Below are 20,982 nucleotides of genomic sequence, written 5' to 3' on the forward strand. Positions count from 1 at the left end.
CACTCGTCCGATCCGGTGGGCGTCGGGGCATACGGGGCAGTTCTCACACCTCGATCGGCGGGTACAGCCTCTCCATCGTGTAGCGGCGGTTGCGCCGGACCGACAGGGCACTCAGGGTCAACGATACGAGCAGAATTCCGACGAGAACGGCGATTGCGATCCACAATCGCGAATCGATGTTCTCGGCGACGGTGAGCTGCCGCAGACCGTTGACGGTGTAGGTCATCGGGTCGAACGGATGGATGTACTGGAACGGCTTCGCGGTGGTCGGCACAGGGTAGATACCGCCGGCCGAGACGAGTTGCAGCATCAGGAAGGCCAATGTCACCACACGGCCGACGGCGACCCCGAAGATCGCGTTGAACGCCTGGATCATGGCCAGATACGTCGCGGAGATCAACATCAGGAACAGGATCGTGCCCACCACGTGCTTCACGTCCAGTCCGACACCGAAATGGACGACCGTGTACATCACGCCCACCTGCAGGATGCCCACCAACAGCGCCGGCCAGTACGACGCGAGAACCGTGCGGTAGGCGCCGAGTCCCGCGACGGTGGGCCGCGACTGCAGCGGAGTGAGCAGCATCCAGGTGATGATGCCTCCGACGAACAGGGCGAGCGACAGGAAGAACGGCGCGAAACCGGTACCGAAGGTGGGTGCCTCGTTCGTGTAGTTCTGTTGCAGTGCAACAGGAGTCGACAACGTCTCGGCAGTGGAGGTGCGCTGTTCGTCCGTCCAGCTCGGCACCTGGGTGGCGCCCTGACTCAAGGCCTGCGCGAGTTCCTGCGAACCCGACTGCAGCTCGACCATCCCCGAAGACAGTTCTCCCGCTCCGTCGGCGAGCCGGACACTGCCGTCGGTGAGTTGGACGAGACCGGAGTTCAGCGTGGCGGCGCCGGAGCTCAGCTCGTCGACACCGCTGCGGAGTTGGTTCACCTCCGCCGCCAGACCCCCGCTCGACAACGTCGCCAGGGCGCCCTGAAGCGGACTGTTCGGATTGCCGAGTTGATATTCGAGTTGTTCGGCGTCGGCCTGCAGGCGCACGATCTCTGCGCGCAGGGCGTCGGCATCGGAGGCCGCCTGTTGCGCCGTCAGCGGCGTCAACGCCGTGATCGCCTGCTGCACGACCGGATCGGAGCTCCGGTTCAGAATGTCGACCACCTGCTGCACGGCCTGGTTCACCGTCGACTGTGCGGTCTGCGGAACGCGCGATTCGAGAGCGTCGAGCGAAGCCCGCAGCTCGGCTGCCTGCCCCGCGACACCCGAGAGGGCACCGCTGTCGAGCGCGCTGAGCAAAGGACCTGTCACACCGTCGATCGCGGTGGCGAGTTCGTTCGCGCCGACGGCGAGCTGCGCCGACCCGTCCCGCGCCGTGACCATGTTCGTCGCGAGCTCCTGCGATCCCGAGGCGAGCTGGTCCGCACCACTCTTGGCCGTGTCGATACCGTCAGCGAGCTGTCCGGCACCGTCGGCGGCCTGCTTCAGACCCGAGCCGGCGCTCTCGAGACCGGTGAGCACGGCCCCGACACCTTGGGCGCCGATCGCGGAGTTCACCTGTCCGATCACCTGTTCGGACGCGTCCTGCCCGATGATCGTCGCGAGATAGTTGTTCGCGTCGTTGAAGGTGAAGACCAGATTCGCCTTCTCGGGGTTGTCGCCGTTGGGGGATTCGACCGCTTCGGTGAAATTCTCCGGAATCGTGATGGTGTAGTAGTACTTTCCGTCGGCCAGACCGGCGACGGCGTCATCCTCCGACACCTCCGCGAGATCGAGCTGACCCGACGCGATGAGGGACTTGACGACCTGATCACCGGCATCGACCTGCTCCCCCGTCGACGAACGACCGGTGTCGTTGTTGACGATCGCCGCCGGGATCTTGTTCACTGCACCGAACGGGTTCCAGAAGGCCCACAGGTACATGGCGCCGTACAGCAACGGCATGAGAATGATCGTCGCGATCGCGATGCGCGGCATCGTGCCGCGGAAGTATCGCTTCGAGTCGCTACCGAGAGAGACGCCTGCGAGCACTCGTCACTTCCTCTTCGTCAGGACGCCGATGTCACCGGGTCCGAGCAGATCGTGCATGTCCACCACAGCCCGCACCCCGACGGTGGGATCGACGGGGTTCACGTCGCCGACGATCACCGACCGGTTCTCCCCGAGAGCGACGAGCCGGTCGAGCAGGGTGGCGCGTTCGACGTTGTCGGCGATCCGGTCGATCCGACCCACCACCAGCAGTGGCGGGCGTCGGGTGTCGGCCACCGAGATCCGCAGCAGCAGTTGCTGGAGTTCGGGGAGATCGTCGACGAACGCCTCGAGCGGTGGCAGCGGTACGTCGCCGAAGATCTCCTCGCACATCTCGGCGACGCCGTCCTCGCGCACCCGCGGAACGAACTTGTACCACGGGGAATCCCACCGCTTCTGCTCGGTGACGAGATCGCGCACGGTGACCGACGGGCGCACCTCGTCGAGTTCGTTCATGCACGCGATCGCCGACCGCGCGATGATCTTCTGCGGCCGGTCCTCACCGAGAACCGTCAACGATCCCCGGGTCAATCGCATGCGACCGCACAGGGCCATGAGCAGCGCGGTCCGTGCGGCACCGGCCTGTGCGGCCAGAACCGTCACGCCCCCGGCGTCGAGGTCCAGGTCGAGGGGGCCGAAGACGTGACCCCACGGTCCGTGGAGTTCGATCCCGCGCGCAGACACGAGCGTGCCCGGGGTCTGGCGGGCAACCGCCTGCTGCACGGCCGGAGCTCCGTACGGAGAGGCCTCGAGATCGTCCGGTCCGGCTGTGCCCGCCGATGTTCCGCCGTAGTTTCCATCCGCGACGAAGGGATCCTCGAGTTGTTCGTCCGACAACTCGTCCCATGCCCCTGCGTCGCTGTGCTGTCCGTAGTGGGTCACCGACCGTCCTTGCGCCGAACGAGTGGGGCGTGGTGTCGTGTCCGATACGCGTCCACGATCACAGGCTGTTCTTGACGACGTGGCCGTTCTTCACGATGACCGACAGGTTCTTGGCCGGATCGGCGATCAGACTCAGGTCCTCGAGCGGGTTTCCGTCGACGAGGAGCACGTCCGCCCAGGCACCCTTGTCGATCACGCCCCATCGGGCCTGCCGGTACGGATCGCGCTCGCCGGCGAGCCGGAACAGTTCGGCGTTGCCGGAGGTGAGCATCCGCAGCGCGTCGAGGTTGCTGTAGTGGTCGCCGAGCCGCGCGGCCATCTCGCTCTGGCGCGGCGCGATCTGCGGCTCGAGCAGCAGATCGGTTCCCCATGCGGTGTTCACGCCGTGCTTCTGCGCCCACTCGTAGACGTGGTCGGTGCCGGTGCAGATCTGCTTGTCCTTCTCCGCACGATCCGGATCGGGATAGTGGTGATCACCGAGCGCGAAGGGTTGCATCGACAACCACACCTCCTTCTCCGCCAGCAGCGCGACGGTCTCCTCGTCCGCGAGGTGGCCGTGCTCGATCGACTTCACTCCGGCCGCGACCGCGCGGCGGATCCCGGTGACGTTGTAGACGTGGGTGGCCACGTAGGTGCCGTAGTCGGACGCCGCCTGGACCGCGGCCCGCAGTTCCTTGTCGATGAACTGGACGGTGTACAGCGGGTCGTACATGGACGCCGCCCCGCCGCCGACCATCAGCTTGATCTGCGATGCGCCCTTCTTGAGTTGCTCGCGCACGGCTGCGAGGACGCGGTCCTCACCGTCGGCGACCCGCATGAAGCCGATCTGTTCGGCGCGCGCCTGGTCGCCGCCGAGGGCCGTGGGGCATTCGTAGACGAAGCCGAAGTCGCCGTGCCCGGACGTCTGCGAGATCGCGGCCTGGGACGGGTAGATCCGAGGTCCGTCGAACAGCCCCCGGTCTATCACCGACTTGATGCTGCCGGTGTCGCCGGCCATGTCGCGGACGGCGGTGAAGCCGCGCAGCAGCATGTTGCGGGCCTCCGCGAGGCCGTTGAGCGCAATGTGCGCTTCGCTGCCCATCACCATGTCGATATAGGAGTTCGCGTTGCCGACGAGGTGGACGTGCGCGTCGGACATGCCGGGCATGAGAACCCGCCCGCCGCCGTCGATCACGTCGGTTTCGCGGCCGGGTTCGTCGCCGATCGGCGATGCGGACACGGCCAGGATGCGGTCTCCGTCGATCAGGACGTCGCCGGTGACGAGTTCTCCGGAAATTCCGTCGAAAACTCGCACATTACGAAAAAGGAGGCGATGGGTGGACTTACCGGTCTCCGTCATGGCTGGGACGCTAACGCGCATCGAACACGGTTTCTTACCAACCGACAAGTTTCCGGGCTAATTCACCCCGGCCATTCACCCTTTTTATGAAATATACTCTGACCTGCACCTATCCGATCGGACAGTTTCTTCCGAAAACGCACAAATTCCCAATCTCCGACTTATACTGCGCCAATGCTGATTCACCCGACATTGCGCATGCAGTCCTGGGGATTCGCTATCGGGGCCGCCCTGTTCGCATTGGGTTCGGCACCCGGAATTGCGACGCGTCTCGGCACCGCAGGTGCAAATACTTCGTTCTTCGTGGGTTCCTGGTTCTTCACGGGTGCGGCATTCGTCCAATTGATGCGGAGCGGGCCGGCGACCGTCTCCGACAAGGGCAGCCCGGCGATCCGCGCCGACTGGCTGGCCTCGCTCACCCAGTTCATCGGTACGTTGCTGTTCAACGTCAGCACGGGAGCCGCACTGCACGCCCACACCGTCAAGGGTGAGATGCACCTGGTGTGGAACCCCAATCTCGAAGGTTCCCTGTGCTTCCTGGCGTCGAGCGCCATCGCGTGCACGATCCTCTGGCGGTCCGGCTCGCATTGGGCGCCGCGCTCGAAGGACTGGATCAGCGGATGGCTGAACATGCTCGGGTCGATCGCTTTCGGGGTCTCCGCGGTCGGTTCGTTCATCCTCGACGACGGAAATACTCTCGACCCGAGCCTGGCCAACGCCGGCACGTTCGTCGGCGCGATCTGTTTCCTCCTGGCCGCGGCGGTGTTCCTCGGTAGGCGAAGCGCCGAGGAACACGAGTCCGCTACGGCTCCTTGAGAATCCGTCGACAGGACACCTGCCGGCGGGACGGGTCTCAGTTCTCTCCTTCGCGCCCTTCCAGGTGGGCGCGAGCAGCGTCGGGCCCCTCGTCGAGCAAAATCCGGAAACCGTCCTCGTCGAGCACAGGCACCCCGAGATCGGCCGCCTTGTCGGCCTTCGACCCCGGATTGTCGCCGATCACGACGAAGGCGGTCTTCTTCGAGACCGATCCGGCCGCCTTGCCGCCACGCGCGACGACGGCCTCCTTGGCCTGGTCGCGGGAGAATCCCGCGAGCGTGCCCGTGACCACGATCGACAGTCCTTCGAGCGTCCTCACAATGGATTCGTCGCGCTCGTCGGCCATCCGCACGCCCGCTGCCGCCCATTTGTCGACGATCGCGACGTGCCAGTCGACGGTGAACCAGTCGGTCACCGCGGCGGCGATCGTCGGTCCGACGCCCTCGACGGCCGCGAGCTCCTCGACGGACGCGGACCGGATCCGGTCGAGGCTGCCGAACTCGGTGGCCAGGGCGCGCGCTGCAGTGGGTCCGACATGCCGGATCGACAGGGCGACCAGCACGCGCCAGAGCGGTTGCTCCTTCGCCTTGTCGAGATTCTGCAGTAGGCGTTCGCCGTTCTTCGACAGCACACCCTTGGTGGTACGGAAGAACGGGAGGCGTTCGAGGTCTTCTGCCGTGAGTGAGAACAGATCGCCCTCGTCGGCGATGACGTTTCCCTCGAGAAGCGCCGTGCCCGCCTCGTAACCGAGCGCTTCGATGTCGAACGCTCCCCTACCCGCGACGTGGAAGACTCGTTCGCGCAACTGCGCCGGGCACGACCGTGAATTGGGGCAGCGCAGATCGACGTCGCCCTCCTTCGCGGGAGCCAGAGGTGTGCCGCACTCGGGGCACTGCGAGGGCATCTCGAAGTGGTACTCGGTGCCGTCGCGCAGGTCGACGACGGGGCCGAGCACTTCGGGGATCACGTCACCGGCCTTGCGGATGACCACGGTGTCGCCGATCAGCACGCCCTTGCGCTCCACCTCGGACGCGTTGTGCAGCGTCGCGAGCGAGACCGTGGACCCGGCGACGGTGACCGGTTCCATGTAGGCGAACGGGGTCACGCGCCCGGTGCGCCCGACGCTGACACGGATGTCGAGGAGCTTGGTGGTGACCTCCTCCGGCGGATACTTGTAGGCGATCGCCCAACGAGGAGCCCGGGACGTGGCGCCGAGGCGGCGGTGCAGTCCCATGTCGTCGATCTTGACCACGAGACCGTCGATCTCGTGCTCGACGTCGTGCCGGTGCTCACCCCAGTAACGCATCCGCTCGACGACCGCCTCGGCACCCTGCACGCGCGCGGTGTGCGGGGAGACCGGCAGCCCCCAGGCGGCGAAGGCCGCGTAGGCGTCGGACTGCGAACGGGGTTCGAAGCCTTCCATTCGGCCGTAGCCGTGGCAGTACATACGCAGGTGCCGCCGCGCGGTGACGGCAGGATTCTTCTGCCGCAGGGACCCGGCGGCCGAGTTGCGCGGATTGGCGAAGGGCGGTTTGCCCTCGGCAACCAGGCCCGCGTTGAGGGTCTGGAAGTCCTCGAGCCGGAAGAACACCTCCCCGCGAACCTCGAGCAACGAGGGAATCGGGTATTCGTCACTGCCGGTGAGTTTTTCGGGAACGTCGTCGATGGTGCGGGCGTTGAGGGTGACGTCCTCGCCGGTGCGGCCGTCGCCGCGGGTGGCGGCGCGGACGAGTTTGCCGTTCTCGTAGATCAGACTCAGCGCGACACCATCGATCTTCACCTCGCACAGATAGTCGGGGTGTGTGCCGGTCTCGGCCTCGGCGCGCGAAAGCCACGCACGCAATTCGTCCTCTGTGAAGACGTTGTCGAGGCTGAGCATGCGTTCGAGATGTTCGACGGCGCCGAACTCGGTGGCGAATCCGCCACCGACCAGCTGAGTGGGCGAATCCGGCGTGCGGAGTTCGGTGTACTGCTCCTCGAGCGCCTGCAGTTCGCCGAGGAGCGCATCGAACTCTCCGTCGGAGATGACGGGGGCGTCGCGCACGTAGTAGCGGAACTGATGCTCGCGCACCTGTTCGGCGAGATCCTGCCAGCGCTCACGCGCCTCCGGAGGAGCGGTGATGGGTGCGTCCGTCGGTTCACTCACAGCCTGCAAGCCTAGTCGAGGGAGCCGACAGGAACGCTCAGAGTGTGTCGGCTTCCTCGGCGAACGCCGAGGCGACGTCGCGCACGGAACGCAGGGCAGCCCGCGCCCCGTCCGTGGACGCCGAGGCCAGCCCGCAGACCGGACTCACCGCCACCGAGTGCAGCACCTTCCGGGGGAAACCGAGCCGGTCGATCAGGTCGACGGCCGGTGCCGCGTACTCGCGCCAGCCCGTCGACGCCGGAGCGGTGGCAGGCACGAGCCCCAGGATCGGGACCGTGCCGGAGTCGAAGAGTTCCCCGAGTCCGTCGAGGTCGGAGCGTCGCACACGACCGACGTCGAAAGCGACCGCCTCGGCAGCGCTGCGCCGCAGGAAATCGGCCGGGAAGGTGTCCGCGCAGCAGTGCACCGCGACGGACAGTCCGGTGCCCCGGATCGTCGTGTCGAGCACGTCCAGCGCTTCCGGATCCGGGACCGCGGGCACGGTCTCGAGAATGGTCCGGCCCTTCAGCGTTCCGGCGAGCACGTCGGGAAGCGACGGTTCGTCGAGTTGCGCGACGACCGGCACACCGATCCGGCGGGTGATCTCGGCCGCGTGCCGGGCCAGCCCTTCCGCGAGCGATTCGGCCAGCTCGCGGACGGCGCCGCGGTCGGTGAGCACCCGTCGCCCGGTGGCGAGTTCGACGTGGGCGGCGAGGGTGAGCGGTCCGGCGGACTGCACCTTCACCGGGCGGGTGACGTCCGAGCCGGCGCGTTCCCAGGCCTCCTCGAGCGCGTCGAGATCCTGCGCGAGCAGATCGCGCGCCCGGGCGGCCACGGTGCCGCGCCGCGACACCAGGCGATATCCGGTGGTCGAGGTGTCGAGATACATGTCGACGAGCAGAGCACTGACGCGCCCGATGATATCGGCACCGAGCCCACGCGCCGGTAACTCGACGAGATGCGGCAGATCGGCGAGTTCGCCGACGACGACCGCAGCGGCCTCGCGCGGGTCCGTTCCGGGCCACGAACCGATGCCTGTCGCGGCACCGGACCACACCTCGCGGCCGGGGGCAGGTGCCGTCACCGCTCCCCTGCCGTAATGGTGCCGCTGCCGAGAACGATGTCGCCCGCTGCATCGGGGCGGTACAGCACGGCGGCCTGACCGGCGGCGACACCGGTGAGCGGTTCGCGCAGCGTGATCTCGATACCCGTGCCCGCCGCTTCGGCGACGGCCGGGGCCAGTCCACCATGTGCGCGGACCTGAACGACGCACTCGATCGGGCCGACGGGAGCCGTGCCCGAGGTCCACACGGCGCGCTCGGCCCGGATCGACCCGACCTTCAGCTGTTCGGCGCTGCCGACCCGCACGGTGCCGCTCCCCGGCTCGATCGCCGTGACGTAGCGGGGACGTCCGTCGGGTCCGGGTCCGGCGATGCCGAGCCCCTTGCGCTGGCCCACGGTGAAGCCGTGTACGCCGTCGTGCTGCGCGAGCACCTCACCGGAACGGTCGTCCACGACGGCGCCCGGGCGCACGCCGATCCGGGCACCGAGGAAGGCTCGCGTGTCGCCCGAGGGGATGAAACAGATGTCGTGGCTGTCGGGCTTGTTCGCCACCGCGAGTCCGCGTTCGGCCGCCTCCTCGCGGATCCGGCTCTTGGGGGTGTCGCCGACAGGAAACACCGCGCGCGACAACTGCTGCGCGGTGAGCACGGCCAGCACGTACGACTGGTCCTTGTCGGCGTCGACGGCGCGGCGCAGCACCCCGCCGTCCAACTGCGCGTAGTGACCGGTGGCGACGGCGTCGAAGCCGAGGGCCACGGCGCGGTCGGCCAGCGCCGAGAACTTGATCTTCTCGTTGCAGCGCAGACACGGATTCGGGGTCTCACCGGCCGCGTAGGACGCGACGAAGTCGTCGATCACGTCCTCCTTGAAGCGGTCTGCGAAATCCCACACGTAGAACGGGATTCCGAGCACGTCGGCGGCGCGACGGGCGTCGCCGGCGTCCTCCTTCGAACAGCATCCCCGCGAGCCGGTGCGCAGAGTGCCCGGCGCGCTCGACAACGCGAGGTGTACTCCGACGACGTCGTGTCCGGCCTCGACCATGCGGGCGGCGGCGACCGCCGAGTCCACACCGCCGCTCATTGCCGCAAGAATCCTCATCTCCGGTCACCTCCTCGTCCACCGGCGCTCGCCAGTCCGGCGGCGCGAGCCCTGTCCACCACGGAAGGGAGAGTTTCGATCAGCTTCTCGATGTCGCCACGGGTCGTCGTGTGTCCCAACGAGAATCGGAGCGATCCACGCGCCGTGACGGGGTCCGATCCCATCGCGACGAGCACGTGGCTCGCACGCGCGACCCCGGCCGTGCACGCCGAGCCGGTCGAGCATTCGATACCGGCTGCGTCGAGCAGCATCAGCAGCGAATCCCCTTCGCACCCGGGGAATGTGAAGTGTGCGTTGTTGGGCAGTCGTCCCGCCCCGCGGGGGCCGTTGAGGATCGCGTCGGGAATCACCGACTCGACACCTGCGACGAGAAGATCGCGCAGGCGTGCCAGTTCGGCGTTACGTCCGGGCAGATCCGAGGTGACCTCGCGCAGCGCCGTAGCCATCGCCACGACGGACGCGGTGTCCTGTGTACCCGAACGCACGTCGCGTTCGTGACCGCCGCCGTGGGCGAGCGGCACGCACGGCACCTGCCTGCCGAGCAGCAACGCGCCCACCCCTTGCGGCCCCCCGAACTTGTGGGCGGCCAGGGTCAGCGCCGACAGGCCGCTCGCGGTGAAGTCGACGGGGAGATGAGCGACCGCCTGCACGGCGTCGCTGTGCATCGGGACGTCGAACTCGGCGGCGACGGCGGCGAGTTCGACGATCGGCATGACGGTGCCGACCTCGTTGTTCGCCCACATCACGGACACGAGGGCGACCTCGTCGGCGTAGCGCGAGAGTTCGTCGCGGAGCGTGCCGGGATCGACGCGCCCGGACCGGTCGACCGGAAGCCACGTCACCACTGCGTCCTCGTGCTCGACGAGCCATTCGACGGCGTCGAGCACAGCATGGTGCTCGACCGCGCTCGCCAGGATCCTGCGACGACGGGAATCCTGGGCGCGGCGGCCCCAGTAGATGCCCTTGATCGCCAGGTTGTCGCCCTCGGTACCACCGGAGACGAAGATCACCTCGGAGGGCCGGGCGCCGAGGGCGGCTGCGATCGACTCTCGCGACTCTTCGATGCGGCGGCGCGCTGCGCGCCCCGAACCGTGCAGGGACGACGCGTTTCCGACGGTGGTGAGGACCGACGTCATCGCCTCGACGGCCGCAGGAAGCATCGGCGTCGTCGCGGCGTGATCGAGGTAGACGGTCGTGGAGGTACCGGAGGGACCGGAGGCGGGCGAGGTCATGACCGATCCAGGATAGCGGGTGGGCACGGGTGCCCGCCGCGCTCAGGGGGTCCGCGGGCGGGCGGCGTCCGCCCGGTGCGCCGCACGGGCAACCGGTGAGCGGTCGACCGGCACGGAGGATATGGCATCGGCCACACGATCGGCGCGGACCGCGCGGTCGCATCGGGCCGCGAGATCACGCCGGTCCTGTCCCGGCCGTTCGAGCGGCGCCAGGACGACTTCGGCGACGACACCACGGTTCCGGATCATCCGCCGGAGCGACGACCCGATCGTCTCGTCACCGACGAAGGCGGGCACCGCGGTGGACTCGCCCGTGCGCTGGCGGTAACGCAGTCCGACCGGCTGGACAAGGCACTGTACGTCCACCGCCGCCTGGAGCAGTGCGGGACGGAAACCGCCGTAGGCCCGACCGCACCATGTCGTGCCCTCGGGGAAGACCGCGACACGTTCGCCTGCGAGCAGGCGGGTACGTATCCGATCGATCACGTCGGGCAGCAGACGCAGCCGTTCCCGGTCGATGGCGATGACACGCATCCGGCGTGCGAGTGTGCCCAGCACACCCCAGTCGAGCAGGTCCGCCCGTGCCACGAAGACAGCGGGAGCGACCGCGGTGAGGACCAGCACGTCGGTCCACGAGACGTGCGGTGCAACGACGAGCACGCCCCCTGCGTGCGCCCGCCGGTCACGTCTGTCGTCGACCGTCGGGTGAATGCCCACGCACCACAGCAACACGCGCGCGCTGCGACGCAACGTGTGTTCCCGGCGCGTCGCAGGAATCATCCGTCCGGCCGACAGGAGTGGTACCACCGTCAGCACGAGCGCCACGAGCGCGATGCGCAGCCCCACCGTCGGCAGACCCACACGGTCCGCGTCGTCCGGCAGACACCGCACGCCGCACGGGCTCGACGGCATCCACCCGTGCAACCGCGTCATCGCGTACCACCCTCGTTGCGCTCCGCGACGGCCCGCAAGCGGGCGAGATACCGTGCGTTCGCCCGGTCCACGGCGAGTATCGCGACGAAGTCGGCGACGCCGAAGTCCGGGTCGTGGGCCGGTTCACCACAGATCCGGGCACCGAGCCGGAGATATCCGCGCAGCAGCGGCGGCACCACGGGGCGCGGTGGCGGCGCGATCTCGTCGAGAGGATGGCCGTCGACCACGACGGGGTTCAACGGGCGTACCCGTGATGCGGGCTCGATCGCGTGTCGGTCGAGCAGAAGGTCGCGCACACCCCGCACGTTCGACGCCTCGGGTTCGTCGGGCGTCGTGCGCAGGGGCACCGACACGCATCCGACGACCTCGTGGTGTCCGGTCATCTCGAGATAGAGCAGGATCCCGGCCCACATGAGGGTGAGCACGGACCCGGAGCGGTGGGCCGGATCGACGCAGGCCCGACCCATTTCGACGAGGCCGCGTCCGTGGGGGTCGAGGGCGGTGAGATCGAATTCGGTGGCGGTGTAGTACCCACCCGCCTCGCGCGCGGCCTCGGGCAGCAGCATCCGGTAGCAGCCGACGACATCGTCGGTGACCCGGTCGTGCACGAGTATGTGGTCGCAGAACTCGTCGAAACGGTCCGTGTCGAGACCGGTCCCGGAATGAGGGAGCCGGAAGCCCGGTTCGTTCGCGAAGACCCGATGGCGCAGACGTTGCGCAACCGTGCGAACGGACGGTTCGGTCGAGACGACGAGAGAATAACGGGGGCCGGACAGGATCGGGGCGGTGAAATGACTCGGGCGGTACAGCACCGACGATGTGGTCATGCCGAAGGTGTAACGAGTGCGGGAGGCGTGCCGGCGGCGCCGGGATGTCGCGGTGATGCATCGCCGATGAACACTCCGCCGAACAGATGTGGCCCCGCTCCTCGAAAGGAACGGGGCCACCCAGGGATCGGTCTGCCCGAGCAGATCAGCCCTTGTGCTTCTTGACCTCGTCGGTCAGCTGCGGAGCGACGTTGAACAGGTCGCCGACGACGCCGTAGTCCGCGATCTCGAAAATCGGGGCCTCTTCGTCCTTGTTGACGGCGACGATGGTCTTCGAGGTCTGCATGCCGGCGCGGTGCTGGATCGCACCGGAGATGCCGAGTGCGACGTACAGCTGCGGCGAGACCGTCTTGCCGGTCTGACCGACCTGGAACTGGCCCGGGTAGTAGCCGGAGTCGACAGCGGCGCGGGACGCACCGACGGCGGCACCGAGCGAGTCGGCGAGTTCTTCGACGACGGAGAACTTGTCGGCCGAACCGACACCGCGGCCGCCGGAGACGACGATCGACGCCTCGGTGAGCTCCGGACGGTCGCCGCCGACGATCGGATCGCGCGAGACGATCTTCACGGCGTTCTCTTCCTGAGCCGGAACCTCGACGGCCACGCGCTCGGCGGCAGCGGCTTCGGGCTTGGCCTCGACGGCACCCGGACGGACGGAGATAACGGGGACCTCACCGTTGGTCTTGGCATCGACGGTGTACGCACCACCGAAGATCGAGTGCACGGCCGAGCCGTCGGCCTTGACGTCGACGACGTCGACGAGCAGACCGGAACCGATGCGGGCGGCGAGACGGCCCGACACCTCCTTGCCCTCGACGGACGCGGCGGTGATGACGGCGGCGGGGCTGGTGGACTCGACGAGCGACGCCAGGATGTCGACCTTGGGGGTGACCAGGTACTTGTCGACGTCGTCGGACTCGGCGGCGTAGACCTTGACCGCACCGGCGGCGGCGAGGGCGTCCTGCAGCGCGTCGGCGGTGCCGGGAGCACCGGCGACGACGGCGGCGGGTTCGCCGAGCGCACGCGCGGCGGTGATCAATTCGGTGCTGACCTTCTTGAGCGCGCCCTCGGCATGCTCGACGAGCACGAGTACTTCTGCCATTACTACTTCTCTCCTAGATATGTCAGATGTTGTCGCGGGGGCGCGATCAGATGATCTTCTGGCCGACCAGGTACTGGGCGATCTTGGTGCCGCCGTCGCCCTCGTCGGCGACGCGCTCACCTGCGGTGCGCGGCGGCTTCGGGGTCACACCGGTGACGGTCGAGGCCGCATTGGCGACGCCGAAGATCTCGGGATCGAGGCCGATGTCGGCGAGGGTGAGGGTCTGAACTTCCTTCTTCTTGGCGGCCATGATGCCCTTGAAGGAGGGGAAGCGAGGCTCGTTGATCTTCTCGGTGACCGAGATGATGGCGGGGAGCGGAGCTTCGATGCCGAAGACACCCTCGTCGGTCTCACGCTCGCCGGAGGCCTTGCCGTCCGCGATGGTGAGCTTGCGCAGGTGCGTCAGGTGCGGCAGGCCGAGGTACTCGGCGATGATCGCGGGAACGGCACCCACACGGCCGTCGGTGGCCTCGTTGCCGGCGATGACGAGCTCGACACCTTCGATCTGACCGAGCGCCGCGGCGAGCGCGTACGCGGTCTGGATGGAGTCCGAGCCGTGCAGGGCCGGGTCGTTGAGGTGGATCGCCTTGTCGGCGCCCATGGACAGCGCCTTACGGATGGCGTCGGTCGCGCGGTCGGGACCGGCGGTCAGAACGGTGACCTCGCCGCCGTCGCGCTCCTTGATGAGCAGAGCTTCCTCGACGGCGCGCTCGTTGATCTCGTCGAGCACGGCGTCGGCGGCCTCACGGTCGAGCGTGTAGTCGCCGTCGCTGAGCTTGCGCTCGGACCACGTGTCGGGGACCTGCTTGATCAAAACGACGATGTTCGTCATGGGTCTGCGTCGACCTCCTGTGTGTAGCTGCCTTTGGTCGGCAAGGCGCTGCCTGAACCGAGCACTCGTGTCTTTCGCACGGCGTGTGCGATAGATTATCAGCCGCTAAGTTACCAGCCGGTAACTTGACGGAATTCCCGATTCACCATAACCGCACGGAAGGACGACCGAAGCTGTGATCCGGAACACCGGAGACCTCCCCTCCGGGAAGGGGGCTAATGTCGTGGCGGTGAGCGACACCCCCGCCCGCGCCGACGATGCGCACACCCTTCCCCTCACCGGCGAACGGACGGTCCCGGGCATCGCCCAGGAGAACTACTGGTTCCGACGTCACGAGGTCGTCTACCAGCATTTTCTTCCCCGGTGCGCGAACCGGACCGTGCTCGAGGCCGGCGCCGGCGAAGGCTACGGGGCCGCCATGATCGCCGACGTCGCCGCCCGGGTGATCGGTCTCGACTACGACGAGAGCGCCGTCGCCCACATCCGCGCGCGCTACCCCCGCGTGGACATGCGGCACGGCAATCTCGCCGAACTTCCCCTCGAGGACGAATCGGTCGATACGGTCGTGAACTTCCAGGTGATCGAGCATCTGTGGGATCAGACACAGTTCCTACGCGAATGTCACCGCATTCTCACTCCCGGCGGTGAGCTGCTGATCAGCACGCCCAACCGCATCACCTTCTCCCCCGGCCGCGACACCCCGCTCAATCCCTTCCACACCCGTGAGCTGAACGCCGCCGAACTGACGCAACTGCTCGAGGACGCCGGCTTCCGCGTCGAACTCATGACGGGCGTGCACCACGGACCCGCCCTGCGCGCTCTCGACGCCAAGCACGGCGGATCGTTCATCGACGCTCAGATCGAGCGGGCGCTCGCCGGCGAGCCGTGGCCGGACGACCTCACCGCCGATGTCGCCATGGTCTCCGTCGACGACTTCGCCATCGTTCCCGAGAACATCGACGCGAGCCTCGATCTCGTCGCCATCGCCGTGAAGGACCCTGCAGCGAAGGACACTGCGCCGTGAGTGCCGCATCACCTCGCGAGCCGGGTATGTTCGCGCTCGTCCTCCATTCCCACCTCCCGTGGCTCGCCCATCACGGCCGGTGGCCCGTCGGCGAGGAATGGCTCTACCAGTCGTGGGCCGCGACCTATCTGCCCGTCACCGACGTCCTCAGACGGCTCGCCGCCGAAGGCCGGACCCGGATGCTCACGCTCGGGGTCACCCCGGTGCTCGCCGCGCAACTCGACGATCCGCACTGCCTCGCCGGGATGCACCACTGGCTCGGCAACTGGCAACTCCGCGCGCACGAGGCCGCCGGGATGCGGGAGGAGTCCTACCGCGCGCTCGGCGCCCGCGAGCACCGTGCCGCCTCGACCGCACTCGAGGATTTCGAAACCCATTGGCGCCACGGAGGTTCCCCCGTCGTCCGGCAGCTGATCGACGCCGACGCGATCGAACTCCTCGGCGGACCTCTGGCCCATCCCTTCCAGCCCCTCCTCGACCCGCGACTGCGCGCCTTCTCCCTGTCGGAGGGCCTCGCCGACGCCCACGCCCGCTGGAACCATCGGCCGCGCGGCATCTGGGGTCCGGAATGCGGTTACACGCCGGGCATGGAGAAGGGTTACGCCGCAGCGGGTGTCGAGCACTTCATGGTCGACGGCCCCGCACTGCGCGGCGACACCTCGCTCGGTCGCACGGTCCGCGACTCGGACGTGGTGTGCTTCGGCCGCGACCTGCAGGTCTCGTACCGGGTGTGGTCGCCGAAATCCGGCTACCCGGGCCACTCCGCCTACCGCGACTTCCACACCTACTGCCACGACACCGGACTCAAGCCCTCCCGGGTCACGGGCCGCACGGTGCCCTCGCACGAGAAGGCTCCCTACGACCCCGAACTCGCCTCGCAGGCCGTCGACCGGGACGTCGCCGACTTCGTCGAGACCGTCCGGAAGCGGCTGCGCAGCGAGTCCGACCGCATCGGCCGGGACGCGCTCGTCGTCGCGGCATTCGACACCGAACTGTTCGGGCACTGGTGGTTCGAGGGCCCGATCTTCCTCGAGCGGCTGTTGCGCGCTCTTCCCGAGGCCGGTATCGAGGTGGGAACCCTCGCCGATGCCCGCGACCGCGGCTACGTCGGCGCCTGCGTCGATCTCGAGGATTCGTCGTGGGGCTCGGGCAAGGACTGGCGGGTCTGGGCCGGCGATCAGGTCGCCGACCTCGTGCGACTGAACGACGAGGTGGTGCGCACGACCCTCGACAGCATCGACAAGGCCCGCGAACAGAACGTCTCGCCGGTCGCGCTCCGCAACCGCGTGCACGACCAGATGCTGCGCGAAGCGCTGCTCACGGTGTCCAGCGACTGGGCGTTCATGGTCAGCAAGGACACCGCCGCCGCCTACGCCCGCGACCGCGCGCACAAGCACGCCCACGCACTGCGTGAGATCGCCGAGGCCGTCGGCTCCGGACGCACCGAGACGGCGCGACGTCTGGCCGACGGATGGAGCCGCGCCGACAATCTCTTCCCGGGACTCGACGCCCGGCGACTGCCCGGACGCCACGGAGGCCCGCGATGAAGATCCTGCTCGTGTCATGGGAGTACCCACCCGTCGTCGTCGGCGGCCTGGGCAGACACGTCCACCATCTCGCCACCGAACTCGCCGCGGCCGGCCACGAAGTGGTGGTGCTGTCGCGTCGTCCGACCGGCACCGATGCGTCGACCCATCCCACGGTCGGTCATATCGCCGACGGCGTGCTCGTGGTGGCCGTCGCGGAGGACGCACCCCACTTCGACTTCGGCGAGGACATGATCGCCTGGACCCTCGCGATGGGCCACGCGATGGTCCGCGCCGGGATCGGACTGAGCCGCGGCGGTATCGGCGAAGGCTGGTATCCCGATGTCGTCCACGCCCATGACTGGCTCGTCGCCCACCCCGCGATCGCGCTGGCCGAGTTCTTCGATGTGCCGCTCGTGTCGACCCTGCATGCGACGGAGGCGGGTCGCCACAGCGGCTGGCTGTCCGGCCGGATCAATCGGCAGGTGCATTCCGTCGAATGGTGGCTCGCCAACGAATCCGACCGGCTCATCACGTGTTCGGTGTCGATGCACGACGAGGTGACGGAGCTGTACGGCCCGGACCTGCCGGAGATCTCGGTGATCCGCAACGGCATCGACATCACCACCTGGTCGTACCGGGACCGCGAACCGCGTCCCGGGCCGGCCCGGCTGCTGTACGTCGGCCGCCTCGAATACGAGAAGGGTGTGCAGGACGCGATCGCCGCCCTCCCCCGCATCCGCCGATCGCATCCCGGCACGACCCTCGTGATCGCCGGCGAAGGCACCCAGTTCGAATGGCTCCGTGAACAGGCACGGGTGCACCGCGTCGCACGCTCGGTGAGTTTCCTCGGCAACCTCGACCACACCGAACTGCTCGGCTGGCTGCACGGCGCCGACGCGATCGTGCTGCCGAGCCGCTACGAACCGTTCGGCATCATCGCCCTCGAGGCGGCGGCCGCGGGCACCCCGCTGATCGCGTCCACCGCCGGTGGCCTGGGCGAAGCGGTGGTCGACGGCGTGACCGGACTGTCGTTCCGGCCCGGCGACGTGGCGGGCCTCGTCTCGGCCGTGCGGGAGACCCTCGACGACCCCGAGGACGCACAGGTGCGTGCGCGGGCCGCCCGGGCGCGGCTGACCGACGACTTCGACTGGCGCCGCGTCGCCGAGGAGACCGTACAGGTCTACTCGTCGGCGAAACGGCGGGTACGTCACCCGCTGGCACGTCCCACGATCCCGCAACGCCCACTCCCGGATCGCGGATGAACGGGCAGCACACCGCCGGGATCGAACGCCTCGAACCGCACCGATCCGACGTCGTCGCCGTCACCGGCCTGCTCAATGCCGTCTACGCGGTGGCCGAGGACGGCATGTGGGTGCCGGGCACCACGCGGACCGACACGGACGAGATCACCCGGTACGCACGGGAAGGCAGTATCCGGATCGCCCGGTCGCACGGCCGGGTGGTCGGATGCATCCGCGTGACCCCGGTGGACGGGACGACGGCCGAGTTCGGGATGTTCGCGTCCGACCCGGAGGTCCGCGGAACGGGCGTCGGCCGTCTCCTGATCGATGCCGTCGAGGCAGAGTGCGCGGAGCGGGGTTTCGAGACGGTGCAACTCGAGGTGATCCGGCCGCGCGGGACCTCGCACGAGTCGAAGGTGTTCCTCGACCGGCTCTACACCCGGCTCGGGTACGTGCCGGACGAACCGGCACCGCTCGATACTCGACATCCGGAACTCGTTCCTGCCCTTGCAGTTCCGTGCGAGACGGTCGTGTACCGGAAGTCCTTGGCGTTCTGAGTCGACTTCCGGCTCAGGAGGCGGCGGACAACTCGGCCGGAGCGAGCGGCGGCTGCCACTCGAACCACGGCCGGGCCTGTTCGAGTTCGCCGGCGAGCGCGAGGAGCACACCTTCCCCGCCGAGCGGCGCGACGAACTGCACCCCCAGCGGCAGACCGGAGGCCGTCCAGTGCAGCGGGACCGACATCGCCGGTCGCCCGGTGATATTGGCCAGCTGCGTGTACGGGGTACGGCCCAGGTTGTCGTCCACCATCCGGTCGACGAAACCGGCACGCCCCGCGAGCCACGCCGTCCGGGTCCTCAGGAGGGCCTCGCCGGCGCGCCGCATCCAGCGCGGCGTGTCGAGTTCGCCGATGCGCGACGGTGGGAAAGCCAGAGTCGGCGTGAGCAGCAGATCGTAGCGCTCGTGGAACTGCGCGAGACCGCTCGCATACTCGGCCCAACGGGTATGGGCCGCAATGTAGTCCGATGCCGACGTCGCGGCCCCCATGGCGGCCATGATGCGGGTGTCGAATTCGAAGTCCTCCGCCCGTGCCCCGGTCCGGCGACGAGCGTCGGCGACCTCCGCGGCGGCCGTGGCGAACCACATCGTGAGGAAGTCCTCCGCCAGACGTCGTTCGTCGATACCCGTCGAGGCGGGTTCGACGTGATGACCGAGTTCCTCGAGCACCGCGACGGCACCGTCCACCGCGGCCACCGCCTCCGGGTCGACCGGCGTCCCGATCGGTGACGCGGTCTCGTATCCGATCCGCAGCCGCTTCGGGACCGAGCGCGCGGCCTCCGCGTACGACTGCGCCCGCGCGGCGAGATAGGGGCCACCCGCATACGACCCGGCCATGACGTCGAGGAAGGCCGCGGCATCGCGAACCGTCCGGCAGATCACCCCGTTGACGGCGGCCCCGTGCAGAGGTTCCCCGCCGCGCGGACCGGTGGGCACGAGCCCACGTCCGGGTTTGAGTCCCAGGAGACCGCAACACGCGGCGGGAATCCGGATCGAGCCGCCGCCGTCGCTCGCTCCGGCGACCGGAACGACGCCCGCCGCGACCGCGGCGGCGGATCCGCCCGACGACCCGCCCGGCGTCACCGCCGGATTCCACGGATTGCGGCCGGCACCGAAGGCCTCGGGCTCGGTGATGCCCTTCGCCCCGAACTCGGGAGTGTTCGTCTTCCCGAACGGGACCAGCCCCGCACCGAGCCACCGGTCCACGATCACCGAGTTCTCGTCCACCGGCAGGTTCGCGAGAACGCGGGAACCACTCGAGGTCGGCTCACCGGCCAGATCCTGCCCCAGATCCTTGAGCAGGAACGGCACCCCCGCGAACGGGCCGGCGAGTGGTTCGCGGGCGCGGGCGCGGGCCCGGTCGTCGAGCCTGCGGACGACGGTGTTCAGTGTCGGTTCGACAGTGTCGAGCCGCGCGATCGCGGTCTCGAGCAGCTCACTCGCCGACACCTGGCCCGTTGCGACGAGTTCGGCGAGGCCGATCGCGTCGCGACTGCGATACTCCGAGTACTTCATGGCTGTCCCCCACCTGTGGTCCGGCCCGCGTCGCTACCGGTGCACGTCCGCGGGCGTGTCTCCCGACTTCTTCCGTGCGATGTCGGCGAGCGCCGCTTCCCTGGCAGCACGTTCGGCGGCGGCGCTCTCCCATGCCACCTTACGGTTCTTGACCACCTTGGCGGGCGAACCCACCGCGATAGCGAAATCGGGGATGTCGCCCTTGACGACCGCGTGCGCTCCGAGCACCGAACCACGGCCGACGCGGGTACCCCGGAGCACGGTGACCTTCGCGGCGATCCAGGTGTCCGGGCCGATCCGGACGGGGCTCTTCACGATGCCCTGGTCCTTGATCGGATAGGTGATGTCCTCGGTGCGATGGTCGAAGTCGCAGATGTAGCACCAGTCCGCGACCAGCGTCGACGCGCCGATCTCGATGTCGAGATAGGTGTTCACCACGTTGTCCTTGCCGAAGACGACCTTGTCGCCGATCCGGAGCGAGCCCTCGTGGCAACGGATCGCGTTGCCGTCCCCGATGTGGACCCATCTGCCGATCTCGAGACGCGAGAGTTCCGGCGTCGCGTGGATCTCGACGTTCTTGCCCAGGAACACCATGCCGCGCAGCACCACGTGTGGATTGGCCAGTCGGAACTTCGCCAGGCGGTAGTACCGGACCAGGTACCAGGGCGTGTACGCCTTGTTGTCCAGCACCCACTTCAGAGAAGACAGCGTCAGGAATCGTGCCTGTTCGGGATCCCTGCGACGGGACCCGCGCCACCTCGCCGTCAGAGGTGCACCCCACATGCTCGTCATAGGGGCAGCCTACGGTCCGCCTCGTTCGCGGCACACGACCCCCGGCCCG

The 20,982-nt window shown here is 68.4% G+C and carries 18 protein-coding genes; 5 read left to right on the forward strand and 13 right to left on the reverse strand.

Going from position 1 to position 20,982, the window contains the following annotated elements; all coding sequences use genetic code 11:
* Positions 1 to 43: 43 nt before the first annotated feature.
* Genes PV766_RS16445 through PV766_RS16455 form a run of 3 tightly spaced genes read right to left on the reverse strand, consistent with a single transcriptional unit; the run spans position 44 to position 4,247 of the window.
* Positions 44 to 2,029 carry a YhgE/Pip family protein gene (locus tag PV766_RS16445; protein ID WP_421097423.1) on the reverse strand — a complete coding sequence of 662 codons (1,986 nt, stop codon included), beginning with the start codon at positions 2,027 to 2,029 and terminating at the stop codon, positions 44 to 46.
* A gap of 3 nt (positions 2,030 to 2,032) precedes the next feature.
* Positions 2,033 to 2,908 carry a hypothetical protein gene (locus PV766_RS16450; RefSeq protein ID WP_421097424.1) on the reverse strand — a complete coding sequence of 292 codons (876 nt, stop codon included), beginning with the start codon at positions 2,906 to 2,908 and terminating at the stop codon, positions 2,033 to 2,035.
* Between the two features lie 58 nt (positions 2,909 to 2,966).
* The gene (locus PV766_RS16455; RefSeq protein ID WP_421097425.1) at positions 2,967 to 4,247 is read right to left on the reverse strand and encodes an amidohydrolase family protein; all 1,281 of its coding nucleotides are present in this window, start codon (positions 4,245 to 4,247) and stop codon (positions 2,967 to 2,969) included.
* A gap of 174 nt (positions 4,248 to 4,421) precedes the next feature.
* On the opposite strand from PV766_RS16455, the gene PV766_RS16460 reads away from it, so the two are divergent.
* Positions 4,422 to 5,063 carry a hypothetical protein gene (locus PV766_RS16460; RefSeq protein WP_421097426.1) on the forward strand — a complete coding sequence of 214 codons (642 nt, stop codon included), beginning with the start codon at positions 4,422 to 4,424 and terminating at the stop codon, positions 5,061 to 5,063.
* A 37-nt stretch (positions 5,064 to 5,100) separates the two neighbouring features.
* On the opposite strand, the gene ligA is transcribed toward PV766_RS16460, so the two are convergent.
* The 8 genes from ligA to PV766_RS16500 form a co-directional block, all read right to left on the reverse strand.
* On the reverse strand, positions 5,101 to 7,209 hold the full coding sequence (gene ligA / locus PV766_RS16465) for an NAD-dependent DNA ligase LigA (RefSeq protein WP_421097427.1): 2,109 nt from the start codon (positions 7,207 to 7,209) through the stop codon (positions 5,101 to 5,103).
* 37 nt (positions 7,210 to 7,246) lie between these two features.
* On the reverse strand, positions 7,247 to 8,272 hold the full coding sequence (locus tag PV766_RS16470; protein WP_421097428.1) for a methionine synthase: 1,026 nt from the start codon (positions 8,270 to 8,272) through the stop codon (positions 7,247 to 7,249).
* A complete protein-coding gene (gene mnmA, locus PV766_RS16475; protein ID WP_421097429.1) occupies positions 8,269 to 9,348 on the reverse strand; it encodes a tRNA 2-thiouridine(34) synthase MnmA in 1,080 nt (359 codons plus the stop codon). The genes PV766_RS16470 and mnmA overlap by 4 nt, the downstream gene beginning before the upstream one ends.
* Positions 9,345 to 10,580, reverse strand: a complete 1,236-nt coding sequence (locus PV766_RS16480) for a cysteine desulfurase family protein (RefSeq protein ID WP_064065016.1) — start codon at positions 10,578 to 10,580, stop codon at positions 9,345 to 9,347. Before PV766_RS16480 ends, mnmA begins: the two co-directional genes overlap by 4 nt.
* A 42-nt stretch (positions 10,581 to 10,622) precedes the next feature.
* Positions 10,623 to 11,513, reverse strand: coding sequence for a lysophospholipid acyltransferase family protein (locus PV766_RS16485; protein ID WP_064065017.1), 891 nt, complete (start codon positions 11,511 to 11,513; stop codon positions 10,623 to 10,625).
* Positions 11,510 to 12,340 (reverse strand): GNAT family N-acetyltransferase, encoded by an 831-nt coding sequence (locus PV766_RS16490; protein WP_064065018.1) that lies wholly within the window; start codon positions 12,338 to 12,340, stop codon positions 11,510 to 11,512. The genes PV766_RS16485 and PV766_RS16490 overlap by 4 nt, the downstream gene beginning before the upstream one ends.
* Before the next feature lie 145 nt (positions 12,341 to 12,485).
* A complete protein-coding gene (locus PV766_RS16495) occupies positions 12,486 to 13,442 on the reverse strand; it encodes an electron transfer flavoprotein subunit alpha/FixB family protein (protein WP_064065019.1) in 957 nt (318 codons plus the stop codon).
* A 46-nt stretch (positions 13,443 to 13,488) separates the two neighbouring features.
* A complete protein-coding gene (locus tag PV766_RS16500) occupies positions 13,489 to 14,274 on the reverse strand; it encodes an electron transfer flavoprotein subunit beta/FixA family protein (protein ID WP_016935711.1) in 786 nt (261 codons plus the stop codon).
* A 223-nt stretch (positions 14,275 to 14,497) separates the two neighbouring features.
* On the opposite strand from PV766_RS16500, the gene PV766_RS16505 reads away from it, so the two are divergent.
* From PV766_RS16505 to PV766_RS16520, 4 genes are read left to right on the forward strand one after another with little or no spacing between them, the layout of a single operon-like run.
* Positions 14,498 to 15,298, forward strand: a complete 801-nt coding sequence (locus PV766_RS16505) for a class I SAM-dependent methyltransferase (protein ID WP_421097430.1) — start codon at positions 14,498 to 14,500, stop codon at positions 15,296 to 15,298.
* A 26-nt stretch (positions 15,299 to 15,324) separates the two neighbouring features.
* Positions 15,325 to 16,845 (forward strand): glycoside hydrolase family 57 protein, encoded by a 1,521-nt coding sequence (locus PV766_RS16510; RefSeq protein ID WP_129976514.1) that lies wholly within the window; start codon positions 15,325 to 15,327, stop codon positions 16,843 to 16,845.
* Positions 16,842 to 18,089 (forward strand): glycosyltransferase family 4 protein, encoded by a 1,248-nt coding sequence (locus tag PV766_RS16515; protein WP_064065022.1) that lies wholly within the window; start codon positions 16,842 to 16,844, stop codon positions 18,087 to 18,089. Before PV766_RS16510 ends, PV766_RS16515 begins: the two co-directional genes overlap by 4 nt.
* Positions 18,086 to 18,625, forward strand: a complete 540-nt coding sequence (locus tag PV766_RS16520) for a GNAT family N-acetyltransferase (protein WP_421097431.1) — start codon at positions 18,086 to 18,088, stop codon at positions 18,623 to 18,625. The genes PV766_RS16515 and PV766_RS16520 overlap by 4 nt, the downstream gene beginning before the upstream one ends.
* 13 nt (positions 18,626 to 18,638) lie before the next feature.
* On the opposite strand, the gene PV766_RS16525 is transcribed toward PV766_RS16520, so the two are convergent.
* Both PV766_RS16525 and PV766_RS16530 read right to left on the reverse strand, forming a co-directional pair.
* Complete coding sequence (locus PV766_RS16525; RefSeq protein WP_421097432.1) at positions 18,639 to 20,141, reverse strand: amidase; 1,503 nt, start codon at positions 20,139 to 20,141, stop codon at positions 18,639 to 18,641.
* A 33-nt stretch (positions 20,142 to 20,174) separates the two neighbouring features.
* Positions 20,175 to 20,933, reverse strand: a complete 759-nt coding sequence (locus tag PV766_RS16530; protein ID WP_064065025.1) for an acyltransferase — start codon at positions 20,931 to 20,933, stop codon at positions 20,175 to 20,177.
* Positions 20,934 to 20,982 lie beyond the last annotated feature (49 nt).

The sequence above is a fragment of the Rhodococcus sp. As11 genome (assembly GCF_048957735.1).
GTDB lineage: Bacteria > Actinomycetota > Actinomycetes > Mycobacteriales > Mycobacteriaceae > Rhodococcus > Rhodococcus gordoniae.

Coding starts and splice junctions, on each gene's coding strand:
- PV766_RS16515 (WP_064065022.1), top strand. CDS start 16,842: ATGAAGATCCTGCTCGTGTCATGGGAGTACCCACCCGTCGTCGTCGGC.
- mnmA (WP_421097429.1), bottom strand. CDS start 9,348: ATGAGGATTCTTGCGGCAATGAGCGGCGGTGTGGACTCGGCGGTCGCC.
- PV766_RS16530 (WP_064065025.1), bottom strand. CDS start 20,933: ATGACGAGCATGTGGGGTGCACCTCTGACGGCGAGGTGGCGCGGGTCC.
- PV766_RS16490 (WP_064065018.1), bottom strand. CDS start 12,340: ATGACCACATCGTCGGTGCTGTACCGCCCGAGTCATTTCACCGCCCCG.
- PV766_RS16480 (WP_064065016.1), bottom strand. CDS start 10,580: ATGACCTCGCCCGCCTCCGGTCCCTCCGGTACCTCCACGACCGTCTAC.
- PV766_RS16485 (WP_064065017.1), bottom strand. CDS start 11,513: ATGACGCGGTTGCACGGGTGGATGCCGTCGAGCCCGTGCGGCGTGCGG.
- PV766_RS16510 (WP_129976514.1), top strand. CDS start 15,325: ATGTTCGCGCTCGTCCTCCATTCCCACCTCCCGTGGCTCGCCCATCAC.
- PV766_RS16500 (WP_016935711.1), bottom strand. CDS start 14,274: ATGACGAACATCGTCGTTTTGATCAAGCAGGTCCCCGACACGTGGTCC.
- PV766_RS16520 (WP_421097431.1), top strand. CDS start 18,086: ATGAACGGGCAGCACACCGCCGGGATCGAACGCCTCGAACCGCACCGA.
- PV766_RS16460 (WP_421097426.1), top strand. CDS start 4,422: ATGCTGATTCACCCGACATTGCGCATGCAGTCCTGGGGATTCGCTATC.
- PV766_RS16455 (WP_421097425.1), bottom strand. CDS start 4,247: ATGACGGAGACCGGTAAGTCCACCCATCGCCTCCTTTTTCGTAATGTG.
- PV766_RS16495 (WP_064065019.1), bottom strand. CDS start 13,442: ATGGCAGAAGTACTCGTGCTCGTCGAGCATGCCGAGGGCGCGCTCAAG.
- PV766_RS16525 (WP_421097432.1), bottom strand. CDS start 20,141: ATGAAGTACTCGGAGTATCGCAGTCGCGACGCGATCGGCCTCGCCGAA.